This window comes from Qipengyuania sp. JC766 (assembly GCF_040717445.1).
In the GTDB taxonomy this organism is placed as follows: Bacteria; Pseudomonadota; Alphaproteobacteria; order Sphingomonadales; family Sphingomonadaceae; genus JC766.
The window spans coordinates 549,656-574,428 of the sequence record NZ_JBFEFL010000001.1; the positions used below are offsets into that span (position 1 = coordinate 549,656).

The 24,773-nt window shown below is 68.6% G+C and carries 23 protein-coding genes; 16 read left to right on the forward strand and 7 right to left on the reverse strand.

From position 1 onward, the window contains the following. Positions 1-15 precede the first annotated feature (15 nt). The 3 genes from AB1K63_RS02710 to AB1K63_RS02720 are packed head-to-tail and all read left to right on the forward strand — an operon-like array spanning position 16 to position 3,009. Positions 16-432, forward strand: a complete 417-nt coding sequence (locus AB1K63_RS02710; RefSeq protein ID WP_366958391.1) for a hypothetical protein — start codon at positions 16-18, stop codon at positions 430-432. Further along, positions 413-1,819, forward strand: coding sequence for an NAD(P)H-hydrate dehydratase (locus AB1K63_RS02715; RefSeq protein WP_366958392.1), 1,407 nt, complete (start codon positions 413-415; stop codon positions 1,817-1,819). The genes AB1K63_RS02710 and AB1K63_RS02715 overlap by 20 nt, the downstream gene beginning before the upstream one ends. Further along, positions 1,816-3,009, forward strand: a complete 1,194-nt coding sequence (locus AB1K63_RS02720; RefSeq protein ID WP_366958393.1) for a class I SAM-dependent RNA methyltransferase — start codon at positions 1,816-1,818, stop codon at positions 3,007-3,009. The genes AB1K63_RS02715 and AB1K63_RS02720 overlap by 4 nt, the downstream gene beginning before the upstream one ends. On the opposite strand, the gene AB1K63_RS02725 is transcribed toward AB1K63_RS02720, so the two are convergent. The 4 genes from AB1K63_RS02725 to AB1K63_RS02740 are packed head-to-tail and all read right to left on the reverse strand — an operon-like array spanning position 3,006 to position 5,768. Then, on the reverse strand, positions 3,006-3,779 hold the full coding sequence (locus AB1K63_RS02725) for a hydrolase 1, exosortase A system-associated (protein ID WP_366958394.1): 774 nt from the start codon (positions 3,777-3,779) through the stop codon (positions 3,006-3,008). The genes AB1K63_RS02720 and AB1K63_RS02725 overlap by 4 nt on opposite strands. After that, positions 3,776-4,459 carry a hypothetical protein gene (locus tag AB1K63_RS02730; protein ID WP_366958395.1) on the reverse strand — a complete coding sequence of 228 codons (684 nt, stop codon included), beginning with the start codon at positions 4,457-4,459 and terminating at the stop codon, positions 3,776-3,778. The genes AB1K63_RS02725 and AB1K63_RS02730 overlap by 4 nt, the downstream gene beginning before the upstream one ends. A gap of 2 nt (positions 4,460-4,461) precedes the next feature. Beyond that, the gene (locus AB1K63_RS02735) at positions 4,462-4,746 is read right to left on the reverse strand and encodes a phosphopantetheine-binding protein (protein ID WP_366958396.1); all 285 of its coding nucleotides are present in this window, start codon (positions 4,744-4,746) and stop codon (positions 4,462-4,464) included. A 59-nt stretch (positions 4,747-4,805) separates the two neighbouring features. After that, entirely contained in the window at positions 4,806-5,768 is a 963-nt protein-coding gene (locus AB1K63_RS02740) for a GNAT family N-acetyltransferase (RefSeq protein WP_366958397.1), read from the reverse strand. A 21-nt stretch (positions 5,769-5,789) separates the two neighbouring features. On the opposite strand from AB1K63_RS02740, the gene AB1K63_RS02745 reads away from it, so the two are divergent. The 12 genes from AB1K63_RS02745 to AB1K63_RS02800 all read left to right on the forward strand — a co-directional run bounded on the left by AB1K63_RS02745 (position 5,790) and on the right by AB1K63_RS02800 (position 21,487). Continuing rightward, a complete protein-coding gene (locus AB1K63_RS02745) occupies positions 5,790-7,316 on the forward strand; it encodes an acyl-CoA ligase (AMP-forming), exosortase A system-associated (protein ID WP_366958398.1) in 1,527 nt (508 codons plus the stop codon). Then, positions 7,313-8,539: a pyridoxal-dependent decarboxylase, exosortase A system-associated gene (locus AB1K63_RS02750; protein WP_366958399.1), complete on the forward strand. Its 1,227-nt coding sequence runs from the start codon at positions 7,313-7,315 to the stop codon at positions 8,537-8,539. Before AB1K63_RS02745 ends, AB1K63_RS02750 begins: the two co-directional genes overlap by 4 nt. Before the next feature lie 177 nt (positions 8,540-8,716). Beyond that, positions 8,717-9,361, forward strand: coding sequence for an XrtA/PEP-CTERM system exopolysaccharide export protein (locus AB1K63_RS02755; protein WP_366958400.1), 645 nt, complete (start codon positions 8,717-8,719; stop codon positions 9,359-9,361). A gap of 13 nt (positions 9,362-9,374) precedes the next feature. Further along, the gene (locus AB1K63_RS02760) at positions 9,375-10,913 is read left to right on the forward strand and encodes an XrtA system polysaccharide chain length determinant (protein WP_366958401.1); all 1,539 of its coding nucleotides are present in this window, start codon (positions 9,375-9,377) and stop codon (positions 10,911-10,913) included. An 11-nt stretch (positions 10,914-10,924) separates the two neighbouring features. After that, positions 10,925-12,010, forward strand: coding sequence for a capsular biosynthesis protein (locus AB1K63_RS02765; protein ID WP_366958402.1), 1,086 nt, complete (start codon positions 10,925-10,927; stop codon positions 12,008-12,010). Next, positions 12,007-13,635 (forward strand): preprotein translocase subunit YajC, encoded by a 1,629-nt coding sequence (locus AB1K63_RS02770; RefSeq protein ID WP_366958403.1) that lies wholly within the window; start codon positions 12,007-12,009, stop codon positions 13,633-13,635. Before AB1K63_RS02765 ends, AB1K63_RS02770 begins: the two co-directional genes overlap by 4 nt. Before the next feature lie 18 nt (positions 13,636-13,653). Next, on the forward strand, positions 13,654-14,847 hold the full coding sequence (locus AB1K63_RS02775) for an XrtA/PEP-CTERM system-associated ATPase (RefSeq protein WP_366958404.1): 1,194 nt from the start codon (positions 13,654-13,656) through the stop codon (positions 14,845-14,847). 10 nt (positions 14,848-14,857) lie between these two features. Then, positions 14,858-15,757: an XrtA system polysaccharide deacetylase gene (locus AB1K63_RS02780; protein ID WP_366958405.1), complete on the forward strand. Its 900-nt coding sequence runs from the start codon at positions 14,858-14,860 to the stop codon at positions 15,755-15,757. Further along, entirely contained in the window at positions 15,754-16,815 is a 1,062-nt protein-coding gene (locus tag AB1K63_RS02785) for a FemAB family XrtA/PEP-CTERM system-associated protein (RefSeq protein ID WP_366958406.1), read from the forward strand. Before AB1K63_RS02780 ends, AB1K63_RS02785 begins: the two co-directional genes overlap by 4 nt. After that, positions 16,815-18,038, forward strand: coding sequence for a TIGR03087 family PEP-CTERM/XrtA system glycosyltransferase (locus AB1K63_RS02790; protein ID WP_366958407.1), 1,224 nt, complete (start codon positions 16,815-16,817; stop codon positions 18,036-18,038). The genes AB1K63_RS02785 and AB1K63_RS02790 overlap by 1 nt, the downstream gene beginning before the upstream one ends. Then, positions 18,028-19,572 (forward strand): exosortase A, encoded by a 1,545-nt coding sequence (gene xrtA / locus AB1K63_RS02795; protein WP_366958408.1) that lies wholly within the window; start codon positions 18,028-18,030, stop codon positions 19,570-19,572. The genes AB1K63_RS02790 and xrtA overlap by 11 nt, the downstream gene beginning before the upstream one ends. 10 nt (positions 19,573-19,582) lie before the next feature. Then, the gene (locus tag AB1K63_RS02800) at positions 19,583-21,487 is read left to right on the forward strand and encodes an XrtA/PEP-CTERM system amidotransferase (RefSeq protein ID WP_366958409.1); all 1,905 of its coding nucleotides are present in this window, start codon (positions 19,583-19,585) and stop codon (positions 21,485-21,487) included. Between the two features lie 3 nt (positions 21,488-21,490). Here AB1K63_RS02800 and zapE read toward each other — a convergent pair whose 3' ends face one another. Genes zapE through AB1K63_RS02815 form a run of 3 tightly spaced genes read right to left on the reverse strand, consistent with a single transcriptional unit; the run spans position 21,491 to position 23,858 of the window. Continuing rightward, positions 21,491-22,603, reverse strand: a complete 1,113-nt coding sequence (gene zapE / locus AB1K63_RS02805; RefSeq protein ID WP_366958410.1) for a cell division protein ZapE — start codon at positions 22,601-22,603, stop codon at positions 21,491-21,493. Beyond that, positions 22,603-23,061, reverse strand: a complete 459-nt coding sequence (locus AB1K63_RS02810) for a PaaI family thioesterase (protein ID WP_366958411.1) — start codon at positions 23,059-23,061, stop codon at positions 22,603-22,605. The genes zapE and AB1K63_RS02810 overlap by 1 nt, the downstream gene beginning before the upstream one ends. A gap of 14 nt (positions 23,062-23,075) precedes the next feature. Further along, positions 23,076-23,858 (reverse strand): succinate dehydrogenase iron-sulfur subunit, encoded by a 783-nt coding sequence (locus AB1K63_RS02815; protein ID WP_366958412.1) that lies wholly within the window; start codon positions 23,856-23,858, stop codon positions 23,076-23,078. Between the two features lie 182 nt (positions 23,859-24,040). Here AB1K63_RS02815 and AB1K63_RS02820 point away from each other — a divergent pair, with 182 nt between their 5' ends. Continuing rightward, the gene (locus AB1K63_RS02820) at positions 24,041-24,772 is read left to right on the forward strand and encodes an SDR family NAD(P)-dependent oxidoreductase (RefSeq protein ID WP_366958413.1); all 732 of its coding nucleotides are present in this window, start codon (positions 24,041-24,043) and stop codon (positions 24,770-24,772) included. Position 24,773: the final 1 nt, after the last annotated feature.

Genomic DNA, 24,773 nt, shown 5'->3' on the forward strand with positions numbered 1-24,773 from the left:
GGTATTGGGCGGGGCATGCACAAGACGATCGCCTTTTGCCTGCCCGCGCTGCTGCTGGCGGCCTGCGGATCCGAACCGGGCGAGGAGGTCAGCGAGGCCGAACTCGCCGCGCGCCAGCATGTCGAATGCGCGCTGGGAGAAGGCAGCGCATTCGCGCCCGATTGCTGGATCGACGGCGATGCGAGCGCGCCGGGCGGCGAATTCATCGTGCGCCATCCCGACGGCGCCTTCCGCCGCCTGATGACGGCCGAGGACGGCTCCGGCATCCGGGCGATCGACGGCGCGGACGAGGCGACGAGCAGGCTTTCGGACGATGGCGGCACGTTGCTGGTGACCATCGGGGCCGACCGCTACCGCTTCCCGGCGCGTGCCGGGACCCCTGCAGAAACCGACGCAACGACACCGACTCCTGATGCATCCGCCGCACGCTGAGCCGGTCCTGACCGTCGCGCAGATGCGTGCGGCCGAGGATGCGGCGATCGCGTCCGGCGTTTCGGCGCGCGAACTGATGGACCGCGCAGGCGAGGGCGCGGCGCAGTGGATCTGGCGCATGGCGGCGGGCCGTCCGGTCACCGTGCTGTGCGGGCCGGGCAACAATGGCGGCGACGGCTACGTCATCGCCGAGTGGTTCCGCCGGCGCGGCACGGACGTGGCGGTGATCGCGCCCATGGAACCCGGGACGGACGAGGCGAAGGCCGCACGCGATGCCTTTGACGCACCGGTCGCGACCGAAGCCGGTGAGCGTACCGGCGGCGTGTTCGTGGAAGCGCTGTTCGGCGTCGGCCTCAGCTGTCCGCTCTCGGACGATCTGGCCGCGACGATAGAGCGGCTTCGTGCGGTCCACGATCAGACGGTCGCGATCGACGTGCCGAGCAATATCGACAGCGATAGCGGGGAATGCCTGGGGCCGGTGGCGCAGTGCGACCTGACGCTGGCGCTCGGCGCTCGCAAACGGGCCCATGCGCTGATGCCGGCGCGTGCCTTCATGGGCGACGTGCGCTGCGTAGGTATAGGGCTCGACCTGGCGGATGCCGGCAGGGGCGGGCGCACGCTGGCGCGCCCAGTGCTCGCCGGACCGGGGCCGACCAGCCACAAATACACGCGCGGCCTGCTCGCCATCGTCGGCGGGGCCATGGCGGGGGCGGGACTGCTGGCCAGCGAGGCCGCGATGCGCGCTGGTGCAGGCTATGTGAAGTTGCTCGCCCCCCATTCGCATCCTGCCGCCCCCGCGGCGCTGGTGCTGGAAGAAGGCGACGTGTCGCGGGCGCTGGAGGACAGCCGGATCGACGCGTTGCTGGTCGGGCCCGGCCTCGGCCGCGACGATACGGCCAGGGTGCGCCTCGCGGCGGCGCTGGCGACCGGCAAGCCGCTGGTGCTCGATGCCGACGCGCTGGCGCTGCTCGGCCCGTCGGACCTGACCGGCCGTACCGCACCGCTGATCGTGACCCCGCACGAGGGCGAGCTTGCAACGCTGGAAAAGGCGTTTGGGTTGGCCGGGGACGGTTCCAAGCCCGAACGGGCGCAGGCGCTTGCCCGCGCGCTTTCCGGCATCGTCGTCGCGAAGGGGCCGGACACGGTCATCGCGTTCGGGACAGATCTGGTGTTCGCGCTGCCCGCCTCGCCCTGGCTCTCTACTGCCGGAACCGGGGATGTGCTGGCCGGCGTGATCGCCAGCCGGCTCGCGCATCACGGGGACGGCCTGCGCGCTGCCGAGGAAGGCGTGGCGATCCATTCGCATGGCGCGCGTACGCTCGGCGCGGCGTTCACGGCGGACGAGCTGGCGCTGGCGATCGGCCGTTCGGTCGCCGCGCTATCGTGACCGGAACCGCCGAAATCATACGCCTCGCCGCCAAGGGAGACGGCGTGACGCAGGATGGCCGCCACGTGACCGGCGCGGTTCCGGGCGACACGGTGCTGCCCGACGGCACCGTGCAACCCGGACCGCATCGCGCCGTACCGCCGTGCCGCCATTTCGACCGCTGCGGGGGATGCCAGCTGCAGCAGGCGGACGAGGACGTGCTCGCCCGTTTCGTCACCGACCGGGTCGTCTACGCGGCGCTGGGACAGGACATGGTCGCAGGCGAAGTCCTGCCGACTCATCTCTCCCCACCGGGCAGCCGCCGCCGCGCCACCCTGCGCGCCGACCGGCGGGGGCAGGTGCGTATCGGATACCGCGAGGCGCGCAGCCACACGCTGGTCGAGATCAGGGAATGCCCGGTCCTTCGCCCCGAACTGGTGGCCCTGCTGAAGCCGCTGCGCACGCTGTGCGGCAAGGTCGACGGACGCGGACCGCTGGATATCGCGATCACATGGACCGATCGCGGCGTCGACTGCGCGATCGAAGGGGGCGAACTGCTCGGGCTCGAGGCGATCGAGGCGGCGATGGATTTCGCACGCGATCACGAACTGGCCCGCCTGTCCGTCGGGGAGCGGGGCAATCTCCTGCCGCTTTGGGAGCCGCAGACGGTCACGGTCACGCTTGCCGGCGTACCGGTGGACTTGCCCGTGGACTCGTTCCTGCAGGCGACCGCCGATGCCGAGGCGTTGATGGCGGCGGACGTGCGCGAATGGCTCGACGGCAGCGAGCGGGTCGCGGATCTCTTCGCAGGGCTTGGCACCTTCGCCTTCGCACTGGCGGACCGGTCGCGGGTTGTCGCGGCGGAGGCCTCGCGCGCGGCACATCTTGCCTGCCGGACGGCGGCCAACCGGGCGCGCCTGCCGGTGGACGCGCAGCACCGCGATCTGTTCCGCAACCCGTTCCAGGTCGACGAGCTGGCCGCGTTCGACGCCGTCGTGCTCGACCCGCCGCGCGCCGGCGCGCGCGAACAGTGCAACCTGCTCGCCGACAGCGTGGTCCGACGCATCGCCTATGTCAGTTGCAATCCGTCCAGCTGGGCGCGCGATGCGGCGCGGCTCGTCGAAGGGGGGTATCGGCTGGAAGCGCTACGCCCGGTGGGGCAGTTCCGCTGGTCCACCCATGTGGAGCTGACCAGCCTGTTCGTCCGCTAAGCGCGCAGCGCCTTTAGCAATTGCTCGCGCAGCCAAGTGCGCGAGTCCGGTTCGACATAGGCGTGGGTCGCATCGGCGCAGCGCGATATGCGCTGGTCGGACCTGTCCCAGACGGCCGAGAACGCTTGCGCGGTGCGGTCCTTTTCCGCCAGCAATATGTCCACACGCCCTTCGAAGCGTGCAAGGCCGGCCGCGATGTCCTGCGCCAGCGTGCCGGGTTCCGCTTTCGGGCGCACGGCCTTGCCGATCCCGCGCGCCAGCTTGCCCAGATCGACTTTGCCGGTGACCAGCCGGACGAGCTCGCGCGGGTTCTTCAATTTCTCGACATAGCGCGAGCGGATCGCGTCCGCGGGCGGGGCGCCGTCGTCGCTTTCGATCGTCCACGGATTGGAGAGGACCAGCCCGTCGCACCCCGCGCCGCCCGCCAGCATCAGGGCGCTGGCCGCATCGCAATTGCCGAAGCCGACGACCCTGTCCACCTGCGGCGCCATGGCGCGAAACGCCTCGATCGCGGCGGCGATGTCGGGTCCCGATTCCCGGAAGCCGCGGTTCTCGCCGTCGCTGTCGCCGATCCCGCGCCGGTCGAAGCGGAACACGGGGAAGCCCATGGCGGCGATCTCGGCGGCGAGCCGTGCCTGGCCCGAAAAGGCGCCGCTCCTGATCTCGTTGCCGCCGCTGACGATCAGCAGGCCGGCGGAGCCCGGTGCCGTGTCGAGCGTGCCGGCGCACACGGTGCTGCGGCAGGCGAAGGTGAGCGGCAGGCGGCTCATGCGGCCTGCTCCATCGCGATGGTGGCGGCGATGGCGTCTGCCTGCTCGGGATCGTGATCGGGTTCGGCGCGAAGCCACAGCCCGCCGCCGCCGACATCCTCCTGCGCGATGTCGCGCTGGAGGTCCGAAGGGACAGGCTCCGCCTCGAGCAGGTCGGCGAACATGCGCGGCCCGATCTGCCAGCCGGCCAGTTCGATGCCTTCGGCAAGGCCCGCCGCCTGGATATCGGCCGCGGTTTCGGCGCGGCCGTTTTCCTGCGCGGCGATGGTGCGGGCGCGGATCATCGCGCGCAGCTGGTTGCGCCCGCGCACCGGGGCATATCGCCAGCCGGGCAGGTCGGCGGGGACGACCAGCGCGCCGGCGCGCACCGACAGGACGTGCGTCGCTCGGAAATGTGCCGCGGCGGCGCTGGCGGCACGGCGCCATCCGTCGAGCGTCTGCTCAGCCAGCGGTGCGGTGCTTTCGTTGCAGCCGGGCAGGTCGATCAGGAAACTGTCGATGCCGGACCGGTCGAGGCGGAACATGGCTTCGACCGCCAAGTGGCGCAGCTTGTTCGCCTCGTCGAACAGGGCGGGCACGACCAGCAGCCGCGTCTCCCGCTTGCCGTCGAAGGTGAGGGCGTATTCCTCCTCCGTCACGCCGTCGGGGCGCGGTGCGGGCCAGCCGGTGACCGCCCGCACGCTCAGCCCTGAACGATCTTGGCTTCGGCGAAGGCGAGGAGACCGCCATAGGTCTCGAGCATCTCGGCATCGATGTCGTCGTCCTCGATGATGATATCGAGGCGATCTTCCATCTCGGTGAGGAGCCCGGCGACGGCCATGGAATCGAGTTCCGGCAAGTGTCCGAACAGTCCGGTATCGGCGTCAAACCCGGCGACGCGCGATTCCTCGATGCCCAGCACGTCGCGAATGACGCCGCGCAGCTTGCGGTCGATCTCGGCCCGGCTCGGATCCATTTCGCCGGACATCTCTTCGGAGGCGGAAGCGCCTTTGCTCTGCATTGCAATCCCCTGACGGTCGCGCGCCATTAGCTGGCGCTCCGGCGCGGTGCAAGCCGCCGCAGGGCGCGCTTCGCCAGCGCCGGCCATGCGCGCGGCTGGCGCGGATCGAGGCAGTCGATCCGGTAGCGGGGCCGGTCCAGCTCCATCCAGTCGCGCTTGTAGGCATCGTTGCCGGTCCCGAAATCGACCAGGTCGACCCGGTCGGTATCGATGACGTGCTCGAACAGCGCCGCGCTCAGCGTCGTCCCGGCGGAGAGCGCCTTGAGCTCTTCCAGGTGCGCCAGCTTGTGAATGTAGGCGACGCCGTTCTCGACCGTCCAGAACTGCGCCGCGACAGGCTGCCCGTCGTGCCGCGCAAGGCCCAGCCGCAGCCGTCCGGCCACACCTTCCTGCTCGGCGAAACTGCGGAGGAGGGCGGTGTCGCCTTCCTCCGGTTTCCAGCTGGAGCGATAGATTTCCTCGTAGGACTGCCACACATCCTCTTCGAAACGCGTGACAATCTGCGTCTCGACCTTCTTCGCCTTGCGCTTGAAGGTGGTCCGCATCCGGCCCGGGCGCTGGGCCCAGTATTCGGAAAAGCTGCGACCGTTGACCGGCAGGATGTGGTTATGGTCGCACGCCTCGCGGGTCACCTGCCAGCCGGCCTTGCGGAAGGCCGCTTCGAGCGCCGAGGCGCTGCCGTCCTCGTCGGGGACGGGCGCCAGAGACACGCGGTGGGCCCGTTTGCGCAGCGCGCCGGCGATGGTGTCCAGCGATTGCTGTTGCGGGTTCAGCGGGCGCCAAGTGAAGCTGTACCAGTTGGCGAGCGAGACCAGCGCGCCGTCCTCGCGTGCAAGAGCGAGCGCGCTCTGTCCGTTGGTCACGAACAGCGGTTCGGCCCTACGGTCGGCCAGAAGGGCATACCATTCGGGCCGGTCGAACGGCGCGGGTCCGGTGCTTGCAAGGGCTTGCAAGGCGTTAACCCTCTCGTGATAGCTGACGTCGCTCATCTTCCCCGCAATCGAGTTTTCATGGCCCTTCAACCCGACCCGACGCCCTTACCGCTGGACCACCTGGCCGAGCGCGGCAACGCGCCGGATCCGGCACTGGTGCTGCGTGACCGGACGCTTAGTTTCGCGGACTTAAGATCGCGTGTTGCCGCGCTTAGTGCGTGGTTAACCACGATGGCGCCCGAAGCGGGCGCCCGGGTCGCGAGCTGGGCCGCCAAGGGGGAACTGACCTGCCTGCTGCCGTTGGCGGCGGCGCGCGCGGGGCTCGTCCACGTGCCGATCAACCCGCTGCTGAAGCGGGCGCAGGTCGCGCATATTCTTGCGGACAGCGGCTCTGTCCTCCTCATCGGCACCGGCTCGCGCCTTGCGACGCTGGAGGATGGCGATGTGCCGCCGGACTGCCGGTTGCTGGAGGAAGGCGCAGCATGGGATGCGGTGGACGGCGTGACCGATCGCCTCGCGCCGTCGCATGCGGACCCGGACGACCTGTGCGCCATTCTCTACACCAGCGGCTCCACCGGCCGGCCCAAGGGGGTGATGCTGAGCCATGCGAACATGTGGCTGGGTGCCGTCAGCGTGGCGCATTACCTGGGTATGGAAGCGGACGACGTCACGCTCGCCGTGCTGCCGCTGTCCTTCGATTACGGGCAGAACCAGTTGCTGAGCACCTGGTATGCCGGCGGCAGCGTGGTCCCGCTCGATTACCTCTTTCCCAAGGACGTCGTGAAAGCCTGCGCCAGACACGGCGTGACAACCCTGGCCGCGGTTCCGCCCCTGTGGGTGCAACTGACCGAGGCGCAGTGGCCCGAGGACGCAGTGGCGCCGATGCGCCGGCTGACCAATAGCGGTGGGGCGCTGACGACCGACCTGGTGGGCAAGCTCCAAGGGACATTCCCGGAGGCGCGGCTGTTCCCGATGTACGGACTGACCGAGGCGTTCCGCTCGACCTATCTCGACCCGGACCTGGTCGCGAGCCATCCGACCTCGATGGGGACCGCAATCCCTTTCGCCGAGATCCTCGTGATCGACGATGCTGGCGATGTGGCCGCGCCGGGCGAGGAAGGCGAGCTGGTCCATTGCGGACCGCTGGTGGCGCAGGGGTACTGGCAGGATGCGCAGCGCACGGCCGAAAGGTTCAAGCCCGCGCCCGCCGCCTCGCACCATGGCGGCATTGCCGTCTGGTCGGGCGACCGGGTCCGGCGCGACGCGGACGGCCTGCTCTATTTCGTCGGGCGGCGTGACGCCATGATCAAGAGCGCAGGCAACCGCATCAGCCCGCAGGAGGTCGAGGACGCGGCGCTCGCCACGGGGCTCGTGGCCGAGGCTGTCGCGCTGGGCGTGCCGGACGAACGGCTGGGCCAGGCGGTCCACCTGGTCGTTCGCGCCGTGCCTTCCGCCGCGAATGCCGGTACCGACCTTCCGAAAGCTCTTTCCAGGGAACTGCCGAACTTCATGCAACCAAGGGAAATCCACTGGCGCAATGCCATGCCGACCAACCCCAACGGCAAGATCGACCGGACGGCGCTGGCAAGGGAGATCGGCGCGTGAAGCCGCTCGGTCCCATTCCGCCCGACTTCGAAAGCGTGGACGGCGAGCTCGCAATCAGTGGCAGGACCGCATCGCAACTCGTTGAGGATGCAGGGTCGACGCCGTTGTTCGTCTATTCGCGCCAGCGCCTGTCCGACCGCATGGCGCAGCTGCGCGAAGCGCTGCCGGAGCGGCTCGCGATCAACTACGCGATCAAGGCCAATCCCTTCCTCCCGGTCCTGCAGCACATGGCGTGCCTGGTCGACGGGTTCGACATCGCATCGTCGGGCGAATTGCGCATGGCGCAGGCGGCGGGTCTCGATGCGAACCGCATCAGCTTTGCCGGACCCGGCAAGCGGGACGACGAGCTGGAAGCGGCCATTGCCGCCGGGGTGACACTGAACTGCGAAAGCGAAGGCGAGGCGGAGCGAGCGCTGGGAATCGCCGCGGCTGCGGGGACGCAGGCGCGCATGGCGATCAGGGTCAATCCCTCCTTCGAACTGCGCGGGTCCGGCATGAAGATGGGCGGGGGCGCCAAGCCCTTCGGCGTCGACCAGGACCGTGTGCCCGCCCTCGCGCGCCGGATCATCGAGGCCGGGGCCGACTGGCGCGGGCTGCACATCTATACCGGCAGCCAGGCGCTGTCCGCGGACGCGATCATCGAAACGCAGGGCAATGTCCTCGACCTGGCCGACGCGCTGGCGCGCGAGATCGGCGGCCCGCTGCCGAAGCTCAACATGGGCGGGGGCTTCGGCATTCCCTATTTCCATGGCGACGAGGCGCTGGATATCGCCGCCGTTGGCGCGGCGCTGGAAGAGCGGTTCGCGAACCTGCCGGCGAGCCTTGCCGACACGTACCTGTGCATCGAACTCGGCCGCTACCTCGTGGGCGAGGCCGGCGTGTACCTGACGCGGATCGTCGACCGGAAGGTCAGCCACGGCACGGTCTACCTCGTCACCGACGGGGGGCTTCACCACCAGTTGGCCGCCTCGGGCAATTTCGGCACGGTCGTACGCCGCAACTACCCCTCCGCCATCGCCACCCGCTTCGGGGCCGAACCGGAAGAGGAAGCAAACGTTGTCGGCCGCCTGTGCACACCGCTCGACCGGCTGGCCGACGCGGCGCACCTTCCATGGGCGGAGGCGGGTGACCTGGTCGCGGTCTTCTGCGCCGGGGCCTATGGCGCGACCGCGAGCCCGGCGCAGTTCCTGGGCCACGGCCCGGCCGCCGAAATCGTCGTTTAACCCTTTCGCAACTCCTGTCCCGCGATGGGACGCAAGCGTTGAAAACGCCGGAATTCCGCGAAAGGATAACGTGTTGTTCACCCTTTTGCGCGAGATGGCGAGCCTGATCCGCGACGAGGCGGGAAGGGTCGCTCCTTTCCCGGTGCCGAAGTCGCATGCGGGCAAGGATGCGCATCGATGTCGAAGACCAATACCCTTTCCAAGATCGCCGGGCTGACGCTGGCGCCCCTCGCGCTGGCAGGCTGTGCCGGCGGCGGCGGGCAGCAATTGCCGCCGGCGACTTCCGCCATGATGGAGCAGGGGCCGAGCGAATCCTATGTGATCGGCGCGACCGACGTCCTGACCGTCCATGTCTGGCGCAACCCGGAACTGGGCGCCGAGGCGATCCAGGTCCGCCCCGACGGGCGCATCACCATTCCGCTGGTGGCGGACATGCCCGCGGTCGGGAAGACCCCGGCCATGCTGGCGCAGGACATCCGCCTGCAGCTTTCGCAATATATCGAGGAGCCGCTGGTCACCGTGATCGTGAACCAGCCCAATGGCGGTTTCGCGCAGCAGGTGCGGATCGTGGGCGCGACGGAAAAGCCCGCCGCCATTCCCTACCTCGCCAACATGACCGTGCTCGACGCGATGATCGCGGTCGGCGGCCTCAGCGAATTCGCGGCCGGCAACCGGGCCAAGCTGATCCGCACCGACCGCCGCACCGGCACGCAGCAGACCTACGCCCTGAAGCTGGGCGACCTGCTCAAGAAGGGCGACAGCCAGGCCAACGTCCTCCTCCAGCCGGGTGATGTGATCATCATCCCGGAAAGCATGTTCTGAGGGGCGCTGCCGGATGAACGAAGTATTCGAAGACCTGCGCGCCGCGCTCCATTCCGTCTGGCAGAGGCGGTGGCTGGCGCTGGGCATCGCGTGGATCGTCTGCCTGCTGGGATGGATGGCAATCGCCTTCATCCCCAACACCTACGAATCGAAGGCGCGGATCTTCGTCCAGCTCGACGACGTGCTGGCCGAGGAAATGGGCATCCGGGGCGGCGGTGAAAAGGAAATCACCCGCGTACGCCAGACGCTGACGAGCGCGGTCAACCTGGAGAAGGTCGTCCGTTCGACGCAGCTCGGCGCGAACGTCTCCAGCGAACGCGAAATGGAAGGCGCGGTCGCGGGGCTGGCCAAGGCCGTCGAGGTGAAGAGCGAGGAGGACAACCTCTTCGAACTGACCGCCAAGATCGGCAGTTCCTCGCTCTCCGAAGCCGAGAACGCGACGCTGGCGCAGAACGTCGTCCAGAAGCTGATCGACATCTTCCGCGAGGAAAACATCGCGGGCAGCCGCGGCGACGTGGCCGAGACGGTGGTATTCCTCGACCAGCAGCTCGAGGATCGCAAGCGCGAGCTGGAAGCGGCCGAACAGCGCCGCCTCGCGTTCGAATCAGAGAACCCGGAACTCATCGGCGGCAGCGACGCGATCAGCTCGCGGCTCACCAACCTGCGCACGGAAATCCGCGGCGTGGATGCGGACCTGGCCGCAGCGCAGAGCGCGCTTGCGGCGATCAACGGCCAGCTTGCGGGCACGCCCGCCACGCTCGCGGGTGGTCCCCGGGTCTCGACGCCCGGCAGTGCCAACCAGGCGCTGGCGCAGGCGCAGTCGCAGCTGGCGAGCCTTCAGTCGCGCGGCCTGACCCCGCAGCATCCTGACGTGGTCGCTGCGCAGCGGCAGGTTGCATTGCTGAGGCGGCAGGCCGCGAACGAGCCGGATTCGTTCTCCGGCGGCGGATCGCAGCCCAATCCCGCCTACAGTTCGCTCGTCTCGATCAAGGCCGAGCGGCAGGCGAATGTGCAGGCGCTGCAGGCGCGCAAGGCCGCGCTCCAGTCGGACCTGTCGGCCCTGATCGCCAGCCAGGCGAACGAGCCGGCCGTGGCCGCCGAAGCGAACCGCATCAGCCGCGATTACGAGGTGCTGAAGGACAAGTACGACGAACTGCTCGAGAACCGCGAGAAGATGCGGCTTCGCGGACAGGTCGAGAACGAGCGGAGCAGCTTCCGTTTCGAAGTCGTCGATCCGCCGACCACGCCGCGTGCGCCGTCCGCGCCGAACCGGCCGCTGCTGCTGCTTGGCGTGCTCTTCGCCGGGATCGCGGCGGGCATCGGCGGGGCCTTCGTGCACAGCCAGCTGCGCTCCACCTTCGCGACCAGCGGGAGGCTGGAGCGTGCGCTCGACCTGCCGGTCCTGGGCACGATTTCGCAGACGATGACCGACGCGGCGAGGGCGCTGAAACGCAAGCGCCTGCGCCAGTTCGCGGCCGGGTGCGGGGCGCTCGGGGCGCTGTGCGTGGTGCTGCTCGCGGTCGAATTCATCCAGGTCGGCATGGTCGCCTGAGGGAGAGGGAAATGACCGAACACAGGAAGATTCCGCTCCCCAAGGACGGGGACGAAGAGGCCCGCGAAAGCTCGCTGTTCGAGCGCGCGAGCGGCACTTTCGGCTACGATCCCTTCAGCCCGGCCCCGATCGAGGGCGCGCTGCCCGACGTGCGGATGAAGCGCTCGAAGCGCCCGGAACGCAAGGTCGGACGCACGCCCGAGCAGCCGGCCGAACGGGACGAGCCTGTGGCGCCCGTCGCGGCGCCGGCGGAACAGGTCCGTCCGGACCCGGTCGAGGCACCGGCGCCCGTTTTCGAACCGGCCCCGCAGCCCGTCGCGAGCCAGCCCGAGGCAGCGCCCGTTTTCGCACCGGTCGAGTTCGCGGGCGAACGGCACGTCATCGATCGCGCGCTGCTCAAGGAGCAGGGTATGATCGTGCCAGGCGGCCAGCCGACCGCGCTGGTCGAGGAGTTCCGCATCGTGAAGCGGCAGGTCCTGACCGCCGCGCGCAAGCGGGACGATGCGCAGTCGCGCCGGGTCCTCGTCAGTTCGCCGCATCCGCAGGAAGGCAAGACCTTCTGCTCGATCAATCTCGCGCTTTCGATCGCCAGCGAGCGGGAATGGGAAGTGCTGCTGGTGGATGCCGACACGGCCAACCCGTCGGTCGTGCGCCGGCTCGGCCTGACGGATGCCAGGGGCCTGACCGATTGCCTGACCGACGACGCGCTGCGGCCGGAAGACTGCGTGCTGGGCACCGACATTCCCGGCCTGTGGGTGATGCCCGCCGGCAGCAATGCGGACGGGGCGGGGGACTACCTCGCCGGATCGCGCACCGCGGACGTCCTCGACCGGCTGTCGCAGGGCAATCCGGACCGGATCGTCATTTTCGACACGCCGCCCGCGCTCGCCGCGTCGGCAGCGGCCGAACTGGCCAAGCATGCCGGGCAGACGATCCTCGTCGCCCGCGCGGAAAGCACCGGGCAGAACGCGCTGGAAGACGCCGTCGACCTGCTGTCCGCCTGTCCCGATATCAAGCTTCTTCTCAATGGCGCCCATTTCTCTCCGAGCGGGCGCAAGTTCGGTTCCTATGGCGGGACCGGGGAGTCATCGACGTGAAACTAGCCCTCATCCCCGCGATCAGCGCGATTGCTTTGGCCGCTGCGCCCCAGCCTGCCGCGGCGCAGGACGCCGACGAGCAGCGCGAGCGCCGCGTCGAGGTGGAGCCCTATATCGAGGCGAGCCAGATCCTGACCGCCGAGCTTTCGCCCGGCGACGAGGTGGTGACCTACACCCAGCTGGCCGCGGGCGTGGATGCCTCCGTCACGGGCCGCAACAATGGCGGTTCCGTCTCGCTGCGGGTTGAGCAGAACATCGGTTACGATGACGATTCGCTCGACAGCACCTCGCTGAGCGGGGTCGCGCGCGGTTACGCGACGCTCGTGCCCAATACGCTGACGGTGGAAGCAGGCGGCCTCGCCGCGACCACGCGCATCGACGGCAATGGCGGCACCTCCCTGAACCCGATCGCGGGCGATGACGGGGAAAGCACGATCTATTCCGGCTATGTCGGACCGAACCTGACGACGCGGGCGGGGCCTGCGGAAATCACCGCGAACTACCGCTTCGGCTATACCCGCGTGGAATCGCCCGACGTGCTCGTCATCGATCCGGCCGCCGGCCCGATCGACGTGTTCGACGAGAGCACCACGCACAGCGCCAATGCGCGCATCGCCACCGGTCCGCGCGACCCGTTGCCGGTGGGCGTGGGCGTTGGCGGCGGCTTCTTCCAGGAAGACGTCGACAATCTCGACCAGCGGGTGCGCGATGCCTACGTCCGCGCCGACGTGACCGTACCGCTCAGCCCGACCTTCGCGGTCGTCGGCGGGGTCGGTTACGAGGATGTCGAAGTGTCTAGCCGCGACGCGCTGCTTGGCGATGACGGCCTGCCGGTCATCGATTCCAATGGCCGCTTCGTTACCGATACCAGCGAGCCGCGCCGGATCGCCTTCGAGACCGACGGCCTCATCTGGGATGTCGGCGTGGTCTGGCGGCCCAGTACCCGCACCGCGCTGGAAGCGCATGTCGGGCGGCGCTACGATTCCACGACCTATTACGGCAGCTTCGCCTGGGCGCCCAACCGGCGCAGTTCGGTGAATGTCAGCGTCTACGATGCCGTTACCGGCTTCGGCGGCACGCTGAACACGGCGCTCGCCAACCTGCCGACCGATTTCACCGCGGCGCGCAATGCGCTGACCGGCGACCTCACGGGCTGCACCGTGGGCGAGCAGGGCGCGAACTGCCTCGGCGGGGTGCTGGCTTCGGTCCGCTCCTCCATCTTCCGCTCGCGCGGCGTGTCGGCCAGCTACAGCCGCTCCATCGGGCGGATGGATGCAGGTGTCGGCATCGGGTACGACCAGCGCGAATTCATCGCCGCCGAAGGCACGATCCTGGCGATCGCCAACGGCGTGACCGACGAGAGCTACTACGCGACCGCGTTCCTGTCCGGCGATGTCGGCAATGCGGGCAGCTTCAACACCTCGATCTACGCCAACCGGCTGGAAAGCGGATTCCTCAATGCAGGCGACCTGACGACCTACGGCGCGTCGGCGGGCTACGGCCACCAGCTGGGATCGAACCTGTCGGCTCGCGCGGCCATCGCGCTCGACCACCTGGACAGCGACATCGACGACGAAGACCTGACGGCAGCCTCGGCGCTGCTGGGCGTGAGCCTGGGCTTCTGAGGGCAAGAGGAAAGCACAATGTACGAACGTTTCTATGACCTGACGGGTCGCCCGTTCCAGCTGACCCCGGATCCGTCCTTCTATTTCGAGAGCGCGACGCACCGAAAGGCGCTGTCCTATCTCGGTTACGGCATGGCGCAGGCCGAAGGCTTCATCGTCATCACCGGCGAAGTGGGGGCGGGCAAGTCCACGCTGGTCGGGCACTTGATGCGCAAGGTCGATCCGGAACGGATGACCATCGGCCAGATCGTGACCAGCAACCTCGACGGGGCCGAACTGGTCCATGTTGCCGCGCAGAGCTTCGGCCTCGACATCGAAGGGCACGACAAGGCGAGCGCGCTGGGCGCGATCGAGGCTTTCCTGCAGGACGAGGCCCGTGCGGGCCGGCGGTCCATGCTGGTGGTGGACGAGGCGCAGAACCTGTCGGTCGAGGCTCTGGAAGAACTGCGGATGCTGTCCAACTTCCAGCTCGGCTCCTTCCCGCTGCTGCAGATCCTGCTGCTGGGCCAGCCCGAATTCCGCACGATCCTGACCGACCATCCGGAACTGGAGCAGCTGCGCCAGCGGGTCATCGCCACCCACCACCTGTCGGCGATGCAGCCGGAGGAAATCGGCCCCTACATGGAGCACCGGCTGGAACATGTCGGATGGGACGGCAATCCCGAATTCGATCCCGAGGTCTTCGCAGCGATCCATGCCGCCACGGGCGGCATCCCGCGCCGGGTGAACCAGGTCGCCAACCGGCTGCTGCTGCTGGGCGCGGTCGAGCAGCGCGAACAGATCGACACCGCCATGCTGGAAAGCGTGCTGAAGGAAATGCGCGACGATCGCATGGCGCCCGCCAGCGATGCGGCACGCGACGGACGTCCGCAGGCGGCACCCGCGCCGGGGCCCGTGAAGCATGCGATGGCGCAGGGCGCGCAGGCGGCGGAAGCGCCGGCCGCGACCACGCCCGCACCCGACATCATGCCGGACGTCGAACGGATGCTGGCTGCACGCGACAACCAGATCGCGGAACTGCAACAGGCGGTCGTGGAACTGTCCCGCGCAGTGGACGAGGCGAAGGGCACCGACGAGATCCCGGCCGAAATCGCCGAGCGTTTCGCCGCGCACGAAGCGCGGATGCAGGAACACGAGCGCGCCGTGCGCCACGTGCTGACCATGCTCATCGAATGGTTCGAGAACGGCCAGTCTCCCCGCGAGGCGGCCTGAGGACGCAAAAGTGAAGCACCCGCGTATCCACGATGCCGAGCAGGCGATCGTCAACGGCCTGTCGGTCGATGTCGAGGACTGGTTTCAGGTCGGTGCGTTCGAGAACGTCATCGACCGGTCCGACTGGGACGGGATCGCGCTGCGCGTGGAGGACAATGTCCTGCGCATCCTCGACATGTTCGCCGAAGCCGACGTGAAGGCGACCTTCTTCACGCTGGGCTGGGTGGCGCAGCGCAAGGGGCCGCTGATGCGCCGCATCGTGGAAGCCGGGCACGAGCTCGCCAGCCATGGCTGGGACCACACCCGCGTCTTCACCTTCGATCGCCAGCAATTCGCCGACGACATCCGCAAGGCGCGCGAGACGCTGGAAGATGCCGGCGGCAGCGAAGTGTGCGGATACCGCGCGCCCAGCTTTTCCATCGACCAGCGCACGCCCTGGGCGTTCGAGGAACTGGCCGAGCAGGGCTATTCCTATTCCTCCAGCGTCGCGCCGGTGAAGCACGACCACTATGGCTGGGCCGAAGCGCCGCGCTTCGCCTTCCACCCGCTGCCAGATGCCGGGCTGGTGGAAGTGCCGGTCACCACCGCCATGTTCCGCGGCAAGCGGCTGGCGGCAGGCGGCGGCGGATTTTTCCGCGTCCTGCCCTATGGCTTCTCGCGCTGGGCGATCCGGCAGGTGAACCGGCAGGACCAGCGCCCGGCGGTGTTCTATTTCCACCCGTGGGAAGTCGATCCGCAGCAACCGCGCGTGCGCAACGCGCCGCTGCGTTCGAAGCTGCGCCATTACACCAATCTCGACCGGATGGCGCCCAAGCTGCGGCAGCTCATCCTGGACTTCGAATGGGGCCGGATGGACGCGCTGGCCTCGCGCGAGGCGGACAAGCTCGATCGGCAAAAGGTTGCGGCGTGAATGCGCCCTTTTCCCCCGCGACGACGCGGATCGGCGTCTGCGACTTCGCTGACGCGGCACTGACCGCGCGCATCGACGCGTTCGTCGCGGAACACGACGGCTCGCTCTTCCACCTGACCGACTGGTCGAAGGCGGTAGAGCAGGGCACCAGGCAGGAGGCCACGGGCCTGTTCGCGGAACGGTCGGGCGCGATTGCCGGCTGGCTGCCACTGACGCTCGTCCATTCGCCGCTGTTCGGTCGCGCGCTGGTATCAAGCGGGTTCGGCGTGGGGGGCGGTCCGCTCGCCGTGTCGAAGGGCGTGGCGGAGCTGCTGTGCCGCGAAGCCGAGCGCCTTGCGCTGCGGCAATCCTGCACCGACATCGAGCTGCGCGGCGGCGATGCCCCTGCGTACTGGCATTGCTGGGACGACAAGCATTGCGGATTCGAAACCGACCTCGCAGTGGATGACGAGGCGCAATTGACCGCAATCCCGCGCAAGCAGCGCGCCGAAATCCGCAAGGGCCTGAAGAACGACCTGACGGTCGAAACGGGCCGTTCCGAAGCGGACCGCGCGGCGCATTACGCGGTGTATGCCGAGAGCGTGCACAATCTCGGCACGCCGGTCTTCCCACGCGGCCTGTTCGACGCGATGCTGGACCGGTTCGCGGATGCCGACATCCTGACCGTGCGGCATGAAGGCCGGCCGGTCGCCAGCGTGCTGTCCTTCTATCACGGCGGGGCGGTGATGCCCTATTGGGGCGGTGGGACGACCGCGGCGCGGGGCCTGCGCGCCAACGAGCGCATGTATTACGAACTCATGTGCCACGCGCGGCGCAAGGGCATGGCGCGGTTCGATTTCGGTCGGTCCAAGAACGGCAGCGGGCCCTGGCACTACAAGAAGAACTGGGGGTTCGAGCCGCAACCGTTGCGCTATGCCGGCTGGACCGCGCCCGGCCATGCGCGGCGCGACGTCGATCCGACCAGCGCGGCCTATTCCGCCAAGATCGAGCTTTGGAAGAAGCTGCCGCTGGGCCTCGCCAACCGGATCGGGCCGTTCATCGCGCGGGGCCTGGCCTGATGGGCGAGATCCTGTTCCTGGCACACCGCATTCCGTTCCCGCCCGACCGGGGGGACAAGATCCGCTCGCACCACTTGCTGAAGGCTCTTGCGAGCCTCGCGCCCGTACATGTCGGCTGCTTCGGGGAAACCGACGCGGACTTGGCGGAGGAAGATGCCCTCGACGGCGTCAGCGCGTCCCATTGCCTGGTCAGGCGAGCGAAGTCCCTGCCGCTGGCGGGGCTGGAAGCGGTCATGCGCGGCAAGCCGGTCAGCCTGACCGCCTTTGACCATCCGCGACTGCGCGCATGGGTGGCGGACACGCTGGCCAGCCGCCCGATCGACACGATCTTCGTCTTCTCGGGGCAGATGGGCCAGTTCGTGCCCGACGACTTCGCGGGCCGGGTGGTGATCGACCTGTGCGATGTCGACAGCGCGAAATTCGATGCGTTCGGGGAGGGCCGCATGACGCCACGCGCCGTCATCGACCGGCGCGAAGGGCGGCTGCTCGCGCGCGAGGAAGAACGCCTCGCCTGCCGCGCGGATACGACGCTGCTGATCACGGCGGAGGAGGCGGCCCTGTTCCGCTCGCGCCTGAGCGATCCTGCCGGTCTCGGCATCCGGCCATTGCCGAACGGTATCGACGCGGATTTCTTCGACCCGGCCAGGGCCGTGCCGCATCCCGATCTGGAGCGTGGCGGCTCGCATTTCGTCTTCACCGGACAGATGGATTACGCACCCAATGTGGACGCGGTCCGCTGGTTCGCGAACGGCGTCATGCCGCAGCTTCGCCGGCACCACCCGGGCGCCGTGTTCCACATTGTGGGGCGGGCACCCACTGCCGCCGTCGAGGCGCTCGGGCAAACGCCCGGCGTGCGCGTCTGGGGCAGCGTGCCCGACATGCGGCCTTTCCTTGCCGGCGCGGACGTGGTGGTCGCGCCGCTGCGGATCGCGCGCGGGATCCAGAACAAGGTGCTGGAAGCGATGGCCATGGCCCGGCCGGTCGTCCTCAGCCCGGAAGCCGCGACCGGCATCCAGGCAACGGACGGGCGCCACTTCCGCATTGCCGACGGAGTCGACGGCTTCGTGGACGCGCTGAACGATATCGCCACGGACAAGACCGCCGCGAATGCGATGGGCAAGGCCGCGCGGTCCTTCGTCCTCGCGGAGCAGAGCTGGCCCGCCATGCTCGCGCCGCTCGCGCAGATCTGCGGCATCGAGGAACGGGGCCGCGATGCCGCCTGATGCTGCCTCTGTTCCCGCCGCGCGCCTGCTGCCCCGCGCGACGATCGCACCGGCGTGGCGCGAGCCGCTCGGCCGGCTGGCGATTGCCGCGGTGCTGCTGCTGGCGCTGACCCTGCGCGACTGGCTGGCGATGTTCGACCAGTGGTGGAACGTCTCGACTTACAACCACGTCCTGCTGGTCCCGCCGATCGTCGGCTGGCTGGTATGGGTCCGGCGCGACGGGCTGTCGCACCTGGTGCCGAAGGCGTGGTGGCCCGGTTTGGTCCTGCTGGCGGGCGCGCTGTTCCTGTGGCTGCTCGGCTCGCTCGCCGGCGTGAACAGCGCCAGCCAGCTGGGCGCCGTCGGCGCGCTGCAGGCCGCTGTCGTGACGCTGCTCGGCCTCCGGGTCGCGGCGGCTCTCGCCTTTCCGATCGCCTACATGTTCTTCCTCGTCCCGTTCGGCGACGAGCTCGTGCCAGCCCTGCAGATGATCACGGCCGAGCTGGTCATCGCGCTGACCGGCTGGAGCGGCATCCCCGCGCAGATCGACGGCGTGTTCATCGATACGCCGGTGGGCCTGTTCGAAGTCGCGGAGGCGTGTTCGGGCGTCAAGTTCCTGATCGCCATGGTCGCGCTGGGCGTACTCGTCGGTTACACCTGCTTCCGCAGCTGGAAGCGCCGCGCACTGTTCATGCTCGCCGCCGTCGCCCTGCCGATCCTCGCCAATGGCGTGCGCGCCTGGGGCACGATCTATATCGCGCAGTCGCAGGGCATCGAATTCGCCGTCGGCTTCGACCACGTGTTCTACGGCTGGATCTTCTTCGCCATCGTGGTTGCGGCTCTGCTCGCGATCTTCTGGCGCTGGTTCGACCGCGATCCCGAGGATGTGGGCATCGATTTTCCGCGCTTCGCGAAGTCGGGAGGGGCGGTTTTCGGTCAGCTCGGCGCGCGCCCGGCTTTCCTCGGCGTGCTTGCACTCATCGCCGTGTTCGGCGGGTGGCACATGCTCGGCCAGCGGATCGAGGCGGACCTGCCGCAAACCGTCATGCTGCCCGACGTCCCTGGATGGCAGCGCGAGCAGTACCGCCCCGCCATCGCTTGGCAGCCCCGCGCCGCGGGGGCCGATCACAGGCTGGTCGCCCGCTACCGCGATGCATCCGGGCGCGATGTCGACGTGTTCGTCGCGCTCTATGCCGCGCAGCGCGACGGCAAGGACCCGACGGCCTATGGCGAGGGCGCGCTGGTGCTCGACAGCCCGTGGCGCTGGGTCGCCCCGGCCAACACGGGGGCGGACGCGGTCGCGGATATCTATCTCGCGGATGGCATCCACCGCCGCCGGGCGGAAACCAGCTACCGGACGGGCGCGCTGTTCACAGGGTCCGCCATGCAGATGAAGCTTGCCGCCATGAAGCAGCGCCTGCTGCTGCGCGCGCAGCCATCGGTAATGCTGATCCTCTCGACCGATGGGCGCGACGATCCCGAAGCCATCGCGGATTTCCGCGCGGCCATCGGGGACGAAGGCGCCTGGCTCGACTGTATCGTGCAGGGACGATAGGCGCCGGGGCATGTGCGGCATCGCGGGCATATTCCATTGCGGCACGCCGCAAGCGGTCGATCCGGCGCGGATCGCCGCGATGACCGACGTGCTGGCGCATCGGGGCCCGGACGGGTCGGGCGTCTGGACGGCCGACGGCGTCGGGTTGGGACACAGGCGGCTCGCCATCATTGACCTCGCCGGATCGCCGCAGCCGATGCATTCGCCCGATGGCGATGCGGTCATCGTGTTCAATGGCGAGATCTACAATTTCCGCGCCCTGCGAACCGAACTGGAAGCGGCAGGCGCGCGGTTTCGGACGGATGGCGATACCGAGGTGATCCTTGCCGCCTGGCAACGCTGGGGTCCGGACTGCCTTTCGCGCCTCGACGGGATGTTCGCGTTCGCGATCTACGACCGGACGAAGCGCGAGCTGTTCCTGGCGCGCGACCGGTTCGGTGTGAAGCCGCTGTTCACCACCCTGCTGCCCGACGGCAGCCTGGCCTTCGCGTCCGAACTGAAGGGCCTTCTGGCGCTGCCGGACGTGACGCGCGCGGTCGATCCGCTGGCGATCGAGGACTACCTGACCTGGGGTTTCGTGCCCGACCATCGCGGGTTTCTGAAGCGCGTCGAGAAGCTGCCCGCGGGCCATTTCCGGCTGCTGCGCCACGATGCCGCGCCGGCAGCGCCGGTGCAGTGGTGGGACATCGGCTTCGACACGCGGGCGGGAGACCGCGCCGACGATCTGGAAGCGCAACTGATGTACCTGATGCGGGGCGGGGTGGCCTCGCGCATGGTGTCGGACGTGCCGCTGGGCGCGTTCCTGTCTGGCGGAGTGGACTCGTCATCCGTCGTCGCCCTGATGGCCGAACGCAGCGAGCGGCCGGTGACCACGTGCTCCATCGGCTTCGACGTCGCGGAATTGGACGAGACGGCCTATGCCGACCGGATCGCGCGCCAGTTCGGGACCGACCATCACGGTCGCCGGGTCGATCCCGGCGATTTCGATGCGGTCGACCTCCTCACGGACATGTTCGACGAGCCCTTTGCAGATGCCAGCGCCCTGCCGACCTGGCGGGTCTGCAAGCTGGCGCGCGAACATGTCACCGTCGCGCTGTCGGGCGACGGAGCGGACGAGGCGTTTGCGGGTTACCGCCGGCAAGTATTTCACGCGCATGAGGAACGGATGCGGGGGCTGCTGCCCGCCGGCCTGCGCCGGCCGCTGTTCGGGACGCTCGGCGGGATCTGGCCGAAGGCGGACTGGGCACCGCGGCCCCTGCGCGCGAAATCGACGCTGCTGGCGCTCGCGGGCGACGGGGCGGAAGGATATGCGCGCGGGCTGTCGGTCATCGACCCGCAGGCGCGCGAGCGGCTCTATTCCGCGGACTACCTGCGCGCACGCGGCGATTACCGGGCGGAGCAACCCTTCGTCGACCTGATGCGGAACGCCCCGGCACGAAGCGGACTGGACCGCGCGCAATATGCCGACCTCAAGTTCTACCTGCCGGGCGACATCCTGACGAAGGTCGACCGCACGAGCATGGCCGTGGGCCTGGAAGCGCGCGAGCCGCTGCTGGACCATCGGCTTGTGGAGTTCGCGGCGACGCTGCCGGACGCGATGAGAGTGCGGGGCGGGCAGGGCAAGTGGCTGCTCAAGAAGGCGATGGAGCCGCACCTGCCGCACGATGTGCTCTACCGGCCCAAGCAAGGCTTCGTGACCCCGATCAGTGCCTGGTTCCGGGGACCGCTGGCGCAACGCGCGCGCGACACGGTGACGTCCGAGTGCCTGCTCGACCAGGGCTGGTTCGATGCGCGCGCCCTGTCCGACGCGGCCGAGAGCCATATCGCAGGGCGGTCCGACAACGGCCGCCTGCTGTGGCAGCTGTTGATGCTGGAACGCTCGCTCGAAAGCATGGACCGCCGCGCGGCGGCATGACGTTCAGTCCGTCCCGTGGCCAAGCGCCATGTAGGACGCGCTCTGCATTTCCTTCAACCGGCTGACGGTGCGCTCGAATTCGAAGCTGCCGTCGCCCGACGCATAGAGGTCTTCCGGCTCCGCATCGGCGGTGGCGAAGAGCTTGACCCGGTGTTCGTAGAGCGCGTCGATCAGGGTGACGAAACGCGCAGCCTCGTTGCGGTCTTCGCGCGTCATGACCGGGATGCCGACCACGATGACGCTGTGATAGGCGCGCGCGATGGCAAGGTAGTCCGCAGCGCCGCGCGCTTCCCCGCACAGGCGCTTGAAGCTGAAGACGGCCACGCCTTTCAGGCTGCGCGGCACGTGAATGGTCCGCCCGCCGCCCACGTCCAGATCGGCGGAGGGGACATGGTCCCGGTCCGCCGGATCGTAATCCGTCAGTCGATAGAAGGCTTCCGTCACCTGCGCCGTCGCGTCATCGCCCAGCGGCGTGTGCCATGTCTCGATCCCGGCGAGCCGTTCCAGCCGGTAGTCCACCGGACCGTTGAGCGGCATGACTTCCAGCCGGTCCTTCACCAGCGCGATGAAGGGCAGGAAGTGTTCGCGGTTGAGACCGTCCTTGTAGAGGTCGTCGGGCGGGCGGTTGGACGTGGTGACAATGGCGACGTTCTGGTCTTCGATCAGCGCGCGAAAAAGGCGCCCCATGATCATGGCGTCGGCGCTGTTGTTGACGACCATCTCGTCGAAGGCGAGGCAGCGCAGGTCCTGCGCGATGCGGGTCGCCACCACCGGAATGGGATCGCCGCTTTCGTCCTTGCGCGCGTCGCGCAGGTGGGCGTGAACTTCCAGCATGAATTCGTGGAAGTGCGCCCGGCGCTTCCCTTCGACGGCCAGCGTCTGGTGGAACAGATCCATCAGCATCGACTTGCCGCGTCCCACGCCGCCCCACATGTAGATGCCGCAGGGCGCGTCCTCGTTATGGCCGAGCAGGCGCTTGAAGAAGCCGGGGCGCCGGCCGTTCTCGAGCTCTGTCTGGAGGCGCTGCAGCTTCGCGACCGCCTCCGCCTGCTCCGCATCCTCGCGCAGCTCGCCTGCCTCGATCAGCGATCGATACCGCTCCTGTATCCCCGCCATCAGCCGGCCTTGCGGATAAGGCCGCTGAAGGAGGCGACGACGTGATCGTCATCCTCGCCCTGGACGACCTGGCCGCGCAGGAACATCAGCCGGCCGGTTTCCCGCAGCACCTCGACCACCGCGTCGAGCGGCATGTCGGTCCGGCCCGCGGCGATGAACTGGGTGGAAAGCTCCAGCGTGACGCCCATGCCGGCATCGCTCTGGCGCAGCGCGTGCATCGCTGCGAACAGGGCGACGTCGATCAGGGACAGGGTCACCGCACCGTGGATCATTTCCTGCAAGTTGGTGTGCCGCTGTTCCGGCATCAGGCGAAGGCGCGCCTTGTCGCCGTCCTGCCGGAGCCTGAGCGGCCCCAGCGCGACGGCGTTGAAGCGCGTGCGATCCTTCATGTCCCAGCTGTACCAGCCGGGTTCTCCGTCGATCGGTTCGCAGGCGAAGAAGCTGGGCGGCTCGCGCATGGCGGCGGCCGCGATCAGACTTCGCGTTCCGCCATCATCTTCTTGGTTTCGGCGATCGCCTTGGCCGGGCTCAGGCCCTTGGGGCAGACATTCGCGCAGTTCATGATCGTGTGGCAGCGATAGAGGCGATAGGGGTCTTCCAGCTGGTCCAGCCGCTCGCCCGTCATCTCGTCACGGCTGTCCGCCAGCCAGCGATAGGCCTGAAGCAGGATCGCCGGGCCGAGGAACTTGTCCGAATTCCACCAGTAGCTGGGGCAGGCGGTGGAGCAGCAGGCGCACAGGATGCATTCGTAGAGGCCGTCGAGTTGCTCGCGCTCTTGCGGGCTCTGCAGCCGTTCCTTGCCGCTCGGCGTCGGGCTGACGGTCTGCAGCCAGGGACGGATGCTGGCATATTGCGCGTAGAAATGGGTGAAATCGGGCACCAGGTCCTTCACCACTTCCATGTGCGGCAGCGGGGTGATGGTGATCGTGCCCTTCAAGTCCTCGATCGCGGTGGTGCAGGCGAGGCCGTTCTTCCCGTTGAGGTTCATCGAGCAGGACCCGCAGATCCCCTCGCGGCAGGACCGGCGGAAGGTCAACGTGGGATCGACCTCGTTCTTGATCTTGAACAGGGCGTCGAGGACCATCGGACCGCACTGGTCCAGGTCGATGTCGAACCGGTCGTAACGCGGGTTTTCCCCGGTATCGGGATCGTAGCGATAGATCTTGAACGTGCGCACCCGCCCGTCGGTCTGTGCCTCGTGGGTGCGGCCCTCGCGGCGGATCTTGGAGTTCTTGGGGAGGGTGAAGGTAGCCATCTGTACGTCCTGTTTCCTGCGCGTCCGCCTCTTTAACGGTTAGCCCGCCTAGGGCAAGGATGCCATAGACATGGACCGCATGGACCACTGTCCAAAGCGAAAAAACCGCGTCCCGTGTTGCACGCGGCAAAACAGCGTGCGGGACGGGGGAACGCGGAGGTCATCGGACGCGTCTATCGCACATGGCGGATGTAGGACAGGACGAGATGCACGCGATCCGGCGGGCGGCGGTTTTCGGCGCGAGCGGCGGGATCGGCAAGGCTTTGGCGCAGGCCCTGCGCGAACGCGGCGCGGCGGTGCTGGAAGGCGCGCGCAAGCCCGGCGATGCGGCCGGCGCCTTCGCCTTCGACCTGGCTGACGAGGACAGCATCGCCGCCGCGGCGGACGCGATGAAGGACGATCCGCCCGATTGCGTGATCGTCGCCACGGGCGTGCTGACGCTGGGCGACGGCACCGGTCCCGAACGCAGCTATCGCAAGCTGGACCCGGCGGCGATGGAGCAGGCGTTCCGCATCAACACGATCGGGCCGGCGCTGATCGCCAAGCATGTCCTGCCAATCCTGCCGCGCGATCGGCGCAACGTCTTCGCGGTGCTGTCCGCGCGCGTCGGCTCGATTTCCGACAACCGGATCGGCGGCTGGCATTCCTACCGGGCGAGCAAGGCCGCGCTCAACATGCTGGTGCGCAATTTCGCGATCGAGCTGGGCCGCACGCACAAGGACAGCATCGTCACCGCGCTGCATCCCGGCACGGTCGATACCGCGCTGTCCGAGCCGTTCCAGTCCAACCTGCCCGACGGCCAGCTGACCGCGCCGGACGAGGCGGCGGCGAACCTGCTGGCGGTTATCGATGGCCTGACCCCGGACGACAGCGGCGAGATCTTCGACTGGAAGGGAGAACGGATCGCCCCCTAGG